The organism is Nostoc sp. (assembly GCF_036917775.1).
In the GTDB taxonomy this organism is placed as follows: domain Bacteria; phylum Cyanobacteriota; class Cyanobacteriia; order Cyanobacteriales; family Nostocaceae; genus Nostoc.
Genome location: NZ_JBALEQ010000048.1, coordinates 42,858 through 49,153, shown reverse-complemented (window position 1 = coordinate 49,153; position 6,296 = coordinate 42,858). Strand labels below are relative to the sequence as shown.

Genomic DNA, 6,296 nt, shown 5'->3' with positions numbered 1-6,296 from the left:
TACTCACTTAATTTCCAATTGATGATGTATCAAAAAAATGTCTTAGTTCGAGTGCTGTGAATGGATTTTTTATTGTTTGTGAGAAATCCGGGTTTAACTATGTGCAGATACATTTGTATAATTCGTAATTCGTAATTTTTTTAGAAATAAAGGCTGTTTCTGCCCTTTCCTTGGTAGGAAAAGAGAAGGGAGTTAGGTTTTTACTAGTAAATCAGGAACCGCTACAGTTATATTTTTATCGACTGATAACTCAACCTAGCCAGAAATGGAATATTAATGTAAATACTACAGGAATTTCAAAAGATACGCTCAGACTATACTATTGAGCTTTCTTGAGCAATGGTGCGTAGTTGTAGCCCGTCGTAGACATCGCCTACTCAAACCACTGCACGAGATAATAACAATACCTCGTTCAATTGTTAGCGATCGCTAATGTCCTTTGATAACCTCTGCAAACTACTGTCCGAAAAACATCCTGCTACCTTTGCCAGTTGGGTATTAGGAACACCACAAACTTCCGTCAAAGTCCTCAAAACCGAATTGAGCATCGAACCAATTCGCGCTGATTATGTCACATTTTTACAATTACAAGGACGCATTCTCCATCTGGAATTTCAAACCAAACTAGAATCTACGCCACCCCTACCCCTGCGGATGCTAGATTATTGGGTACGCTTGTATCGTTTATATCGTCTACCAATAACCCAAGTTGTCGTATTATTGCTTCCCCCTGCACCAGGAACAGTAATTGAAACTGTCTTCTGTGTCGAAACTACCCGTCATGAATATCGCGTGATTCGCTTATGGGAAGAAAATCCTGAACTATTCCTAAATGAGCCAGCTTTGTTACCATTAGCACCACTGGCCGCAACCACGCAACCCCAAGCATTGTTGCAACAAGTTGTGGTCAAAGTTAATCAACTTGAGCCAAGACAACGACCAGAAATTTCCGCGTATACCCAAATCTTAGCGGGGTTAAAATACAATCAAGACTTGATTCGACAATTATTTCGGGAGGGTATGATGCGCGAGTCAGTAATTTATCAAGAAATTCTCGCTGAAGGCGAACAACGCGGACGGGAAGAAGGACGAAAAGCAGAAGGGCAATTGCTGATTCTCCGTCAGCTTACTCGACGGGTGGGAGAATTACCCCAAGATATGCTAGACCGGATTGAAACTCTCTCTTTAGAACAATTAGAAAATCTCGGTGAAGCATTGTTGGATTTTCAGGCGATCGCGGATTTAGAAACCTGGTTTGGTACATTAGACGTAGGAGTGAAAATAACGTAGATACAATTTATGAATTATGCCTACTAAGGATTTCGGGCAACGCATAATTAATTTCACTCCTATGTCTATTAGATGAATTTTTCCATTTGAGCCAATGTCTGATGGTGCTAAGGGATAAAAATAGTTTCAGAAGAACGAAAGCGAGTTGAGCTTGTCAGATTGCCACATTAAAGTTCAATTAACTTGAAACCCCAAGGTTTGAGAGCCGCTAAAGCTATTTCTTCATTTACACCTTCATAAGCCTCCCATTCTAAAGGATGCTCTTTAGGATGTCCGTCGCCGACATTACCTGCAACTTTAATTATTGGACAGTTGGCGATGCGATCGCGCTCTAGCCCTTTGGGAATTGCTAGCTGGATTTTATGCCCGATAAACTTTGCCGTACTTTCTTCAGCGACAGATTCACGGATTAAACAAATATCACCAGCTGTCCCCCAAGTAGTTTGGTAAATATGGAGAAATGATATATAAGGTGCTGGTTTGATGGATCTTTTGAGAACGTGCATTATCTGTAATCCTTACACTATGAATCAAAAATCATAAGTTATACAAGTATTTTCTATCACGTTCGTAGGGAAGAAGAATGTTTTTAACTCACTTTTTGCATCTAGTCTAAGTGATTAGAGACTTCTTGGTGGAATATAGTGGTTTTCTAGTCAGAATACAGACCTAACCCCCGGCCCCTTCCCTACAAGAGAAGGGGAGCAAGAGCAGAGTGGAATGGCATAGAAAGGAGCGATTGCTAGAACACGATAATTGCCCATAAACTAGCTGCCAATGCGATCGCAGCTAAATGTTGCCCAAGGAGCAATTTCACTGGTTGCTTGGCAATTTTTTGAGTTAATAACATAGTCATCAACACTGAGAAAATTATCGTTGCACCTTGCAAAAAGGCAATCACAGCCGGGTGAGCAACCAATATTGGCAATTGTTCACCACTCAAACCAAGAGTAGCAAAGGTAACAGGTAAAATTCGCCCGCCTTCGCCTAAGCCCAAACGCAAATAGTGAGCCAAATTTCCGCCCAAGACTAATGGTAAATAACCATAGGCAAGTTCTACAAATGATTTTGGCTTTCGGTTAAAATTCAACAGTTTCAGCAAACGATAAACCCCCAAGGTAAAGATCGCTGGGATAATTAACACTAGCAGCGATAATCCGAAGTGCTGCCAAAACTGAGTTAAATCCAGTTGCAAACCCAACCAAGATTGCAATTCTGGCAAGCGATGCAGATATATTCCACCCAACAGCAAAAACAATAATGCTACTTCATAAGTGCGGGGTACATGAGTTGTCCACAATTCAATTCCAGGGGGACGCAAGTTGAATTCAACGGAACGATGGGGACAAGCTTTCAGGCAAGTCATGCACAGTACGCAATCTCTGTTATCTTCTAACTGCGCTGGGTGCGAGTATAAAGGACATCCATTCGTTTCCATCCCTTCGCCCTTTTGCGGCCCACCTTTATAGCACTGATACGTTGTGCAACTAGCAGAACATATCCCTTGCTGGGCGCGGAGTTCTGTCATTGAAAGTTTGGCAAATAAACCATTCATTCCACCAATGGGGCACAGATATCGACACCAAAACCGCCGCTCAAAAATGGCGGAGAAAATCATCGCCCCAGCAGTAATTAACAGCAGCAAACAAGCACTGAGGTAAGCGGTATTTTCTAAATGCCAGAGTTCTTCCCATAAGAAAATGAGGGTGAACAAACCAAACATAAACCATCCGCCCCATTTCTCAGCTTCTTCTCTCGGCCAGCGCTTGAGTTTTCTAGGCCACAGCCAGAGAGATAACTTTTGGGTAATTTCCCCGTAAATCATGAAGGGACAAACAGAACACCAGATGCGTCCCAAAAAGGGGAAGAGAAATAAGAAGAAAGGCCACCACCAAGCCCAAAATAGATTTAATACAAAATTGCGATCGCGGGTTTGTGGCCCAATAAATAATATTGCAACGATGATTGCAAAAGCCGTTGCAGTAAAACCATAGTTAATGCGATCGGGCCACCAAGGACTACGCAAAAACCGCCGCAAACTAGGATAGGCATTTAACAGATTTACGCGAAATCGTTTTTTCTTCGCTTCGGCTGGCCAGAAAATTTCTTCTGTTAATTCATCAGTACCCTCAGCTTGCACGATCGCTCTTTCAACCAGATTTTTTAATTCCTTGAGGTTCCCAGGAAAATCATAAGACTGTAGGCGACGTAAAGCTTCTGGGGTAATGTGCGGTTTTGGAACGCCTCTAGAGCGAATGTAGAGACTGGTATAATATTCAACCTGTGCCTGAATATCAGCTTTCCGCACCCGTAGCGGTGGTACTTTAATAATGTGACCAACGGAACGTTCAATTGTCGGTTGAGTTTTTTCGGAAACAATCAGAATTCTGGCTTTACTGGGACGAGGTTGGGCTACAGTTTCTCCAGAACGACTGACGGGGGTATACATACCAGTTTTGAGCAACTGCGTCACGGGAGGTAATAATTCTTCGGATAGTTCTTGGATATTATTGAGAACTAAAGTACCTTCTCCCAACCATTCCAACAGTCCTGGTTTACCGCCAGCGCGACCAAATAAGTCTGCGCCGCTAGTTTGCAGAATACCGCAATTTACTTTAATGATTGGTTCTCGCCGTTTTGGAGAACCAAAGTGGATAAGTGCTGCTATATTGTCTTTTTCTAACCCTGGTTCACCGAAAATATCTACTGATTTGCGATCAGCAGCAGCTTCTCGAATTTGCTCCCGCAGGCGCACAGCATAGCGACTTGTACCGACAATTCCGCGTTGGGCTTTGGTAACTAAATATGGCCGCAAAGCTACAGAACGTTCTTGTTCATGGCTAAGTGCAGATGTTACCTGAGCTAATTCTTGAACCAATTGGCGGGAAAAAGCCTGAGCAATTTCGGGGTACTGGGTGACTAATGCCCGAAATTTATCAGCAGGTACAACCCAGAAATGACATTCAGTTACTGTAGTAATTGTGAATGGAGTTAATTCTTCCAGCAGCAATTCTTTGAGTTCAATCACTGCTCCGGGAAGGAATCCACAAGCTAAGGCTGGGTTGCTTTGATTGGTGCTATTGCTTTCGAGTTGACCTTCTACAAGAATATAAAGGGCTTCTGGAGAATTGCCTTCACTAACCAAGTCAGTTTCGGCTGGTACAACTTGTTCTTCAATTACTTGTGCGATCGCATTTAACACTTCATCTGAGAGAATTCCTAAACTGGTACGTTCTTGTAGCCATATAACCGTTTCTGGAGATGTCATCTTAAGTTCTCCGTGTAGGCTGTTATGTATAACAAGGATTAATTATCCCTTGAAAGCTGGTTCAAGAATTCATAATTTAGAACGAAGTTCAGATTGGACTACACTTTACCTTTTCCCTTAATTTCTCCAGTAAGTTCCAAGACCTGTTTTCATTCTCAGAGATAAACAGAGGAAGCCAGTAGACTGCTTTCTCGATCAACCTATTACTATCATTATTTAAATCTTCAATTAATTTTACTACTGACTTAAATCCCAGTTTAGGAATTGCAAAATCTAACCATAATTTAATAGATTGAGCATTGGATTCTAAAACTCCATAGCTAAACATTTTTGTGACATAATCTCTTGTATGCAAGACCTTCTTTGCTATTACAATAGTAGCCAGGCTTTTTTGTTCAACCATGCTCTTGATAATTTCATATACTGCAACTTCCGGTATTGATTTCAGATAATCTAAAATTACCTTTTCCTCCTGAGAAGTTAAGGATCTATAAGTACTAATCTGTATTAATTGTTGAACACGATCATTCATAAGTTATTGTCAAAATCCATAAGGTATGAAAAGGTTTAATGGCAAACCAGCGTTACCTGCTGAATTAGCTGATGGTTTGTAGTGACCAGAAGCATTATTCCAATATTTAATTTGACCTTTATTGTTTTTATTATGACCAAAGCGAATTTGACCTGCAAAGTCAACGTTGTTACCTCTTGCAATATCAATATGACTTCCCAAACTAAATTTTTCCCTTGCTATATATATCTGGCCTCTCTGTACTACAAAGTTATACTCACCATTAGGTGTAAACACTTTTTTGTGAGGTGTTTTATATCTCCACTTCTTGCCATCAAAGAAAAGTTCATTACGTCGAATATAACTAGGAATATCTTCGGGATATAGATTCGGAAAATATTCTACTCCTGAACTACCTTCTGATGGCAGTCCTGAATCAATAGTATGCCAAGGGCTAGGAAATAGTGCAGAATATTTTGGTACGTAAGAAAGTCTAAGTTGCACATCTGGTAAATTAATTTTAACAATCGATTCAGGAAAATTATGGCACTATATCTAGACTCAGCGATCGCATCTGAAGCCGAAGTTGTTAAGCTTTGGGGATGGGTGAAAGGCATTACAACCAATCCCACGCTGCTGTCTCAAAGCGATACTCCACCAGAAACCACGCTCAAAAATTTGGTTGCCTTGACTTCTGGCCCGTTATACTATCAACTTGTGGCATCTGATAAAGCTGGGATGCTAGCTGAAGGTAGAAAAGCTTTCGATATTATTGGTTCACAAACAATTTTGAAAATTCCCGCAACACCGTTAGGTTTTGAAGTAGTGGCGACTCTATCCTCAGAAATTACCTGTTCAGTGACAGCAATTTACAGTGCAGCACAAGCAGCAGTAGCACGGGAGGCGGGAGCGAAAATTGCCATAGCTTATGTAAATCGAGCTACGCGGTTGTTAGGTGATGGTATTGCCTTAGTACGGGATATGGCTAGCGTCCTCAAAGGCAGTGATACAGAGATTTTGGCAGCTAGTATCAAATCTCCCGAAGAAGCAGCCGCATCATTGCAAGCTGGGGCCCATCATTTGACTTTACCATTGGCAATGTTGCAAGCGATCGCAACTCATGAATTTTCACAGAAAACTGTTGAAGAATTCGCTAAAGGAGGCATTGGCTTAAAATAATTCGTAATGACGCTCGAATACTCGCTAACGCTGCGCTAACGTAATTCG

At 41.4% G+C, this 6,296-nt stretch carries 6 protein-coding genes; 2 read left to right on the top strand and 4 right to left on the bottom strand.

The annotated features are described in order from the left end of the window. The first annotated feature begins 432 nt into the window (after positions 1-432). On the top strand, positions 433-1,290 hold the full coding sequence (locus V7K69_RS07535) for an Rpn family recombination-promoting nuclease/putative transposase (protein WP_335032865.1): 858 nt from the start codon (positions 433-435) through the stop codon (positions 1,288-1,290). Positions 1,291-1,457: 167 nt separating this feature from the next. On the opposite strand, the gene V7K69_RS07530 is transcribed toward V7K69_RS07535, so the two are convergent. The 4 genes from V7K69_RS07530 to V7K69_RS07515 form a co-directional block, all read right to left on the bottom strand. Next, the gene (locus V7K69_RS07530) at positions 1,458-1,796 is read right to left on the bottom strand and encodes a hypothetical protein (RefSeq protein WP_335032863.1); all 339 of its coding nucleotides are present in this window, start codon (positions 1,794-1,796) and stop codon (positions 1,458-1,460) included. Between the two features lie 236 nt (positions 1,797-2,032). Continuing rightward, complete coding sequence (locus V7K69_RS07525) at positions 2,033-4,558, bottom strand: sigma 54-interacting transcriptional regulator (protein ID WP_335032861.1); 2,526 nt, start codon at positions 4,556-4,558, stop codon at positions 2,033-2,035. Between the two features lie 88 nt (positions 4,559-4,646). Next, the gene (locus V7K69_RS07520; protein ID WP_335032859.1) at positions 4,647-5,090 is read right to left on the bottom strand and encodes a hypothetical protein; all 444 of its coding nucleotides are present in this window, start codon (positions 5,088-5,090) and stop codon (positions 4,647-4,649) included. 9 nt (positions 5,091-5,099) lie between these two features. Then, positions 5,100-5,573 carry a hypothetical protein gene (locus V7K69_RS07515; RefSeq protein ID WP_335032857.1) on the bottom strand — a complete coding sequence of 158 codons (474 nt, stop codon included), beginning with the start codon at positions 5,571-5,573 and terminating at the stop codon, positions 5,100-5,102. Positions 5,574-5,612: 39 nt separating this feature from the next. Between V7K69_RS07515 and V7K69_RS07510 the strand changes: the two genes are divergently transcribed. Next, the gene (locus tag V7K69_RS07510) at positions 5,613-6,248 is read left to right on the top strand and encodes a transaldolase family protein (RefSeq protein ID WP_335032855.1); all 636 of its coding nucleotides are present in this window, start codon (positions 5,613-5,615) and stop codon (positions 6,246-6,248) included. Positions 6,249-6,296: the final 48 nt, after the last annotated feature.

Coding starts and splice junctions, on each gene's coding strand:
- V7K69_RS07535 (WP_335032865.1), top strand. CDS start 433: ATGTCCTTTGATAACCTCTGCAAACTACTGTCCGAAAAACATCCTGCT.
- V7K69_RS07530 (WP_335032863.1), bottom strand. CDS start 1,796: ATGCACGTTCTCAAAAGATCCATCAAACCAGCACCTTATATATCATTT.
- V7K69_RS07525 (WP_335032861.1), bottom strand. CDS start 4,558: ATGACATCTCCAGAAACGGTTATATGGCTACAAGAACGTACCAGTTTA.
- V7K69_RS07520 (WP_335032859.1), bottom strand. CDS start 5,090: ATGAATGATCGTGTTCAACAATTAATACAGATTAGTACTTATAGATCC.
- V7K69_RS07510 (WP_335032855.1), top strand. CDS start 5,613: ATGGCACTATATCTAGACTCAGCGATCGCATCTGAAGCCGAAGTTGTT.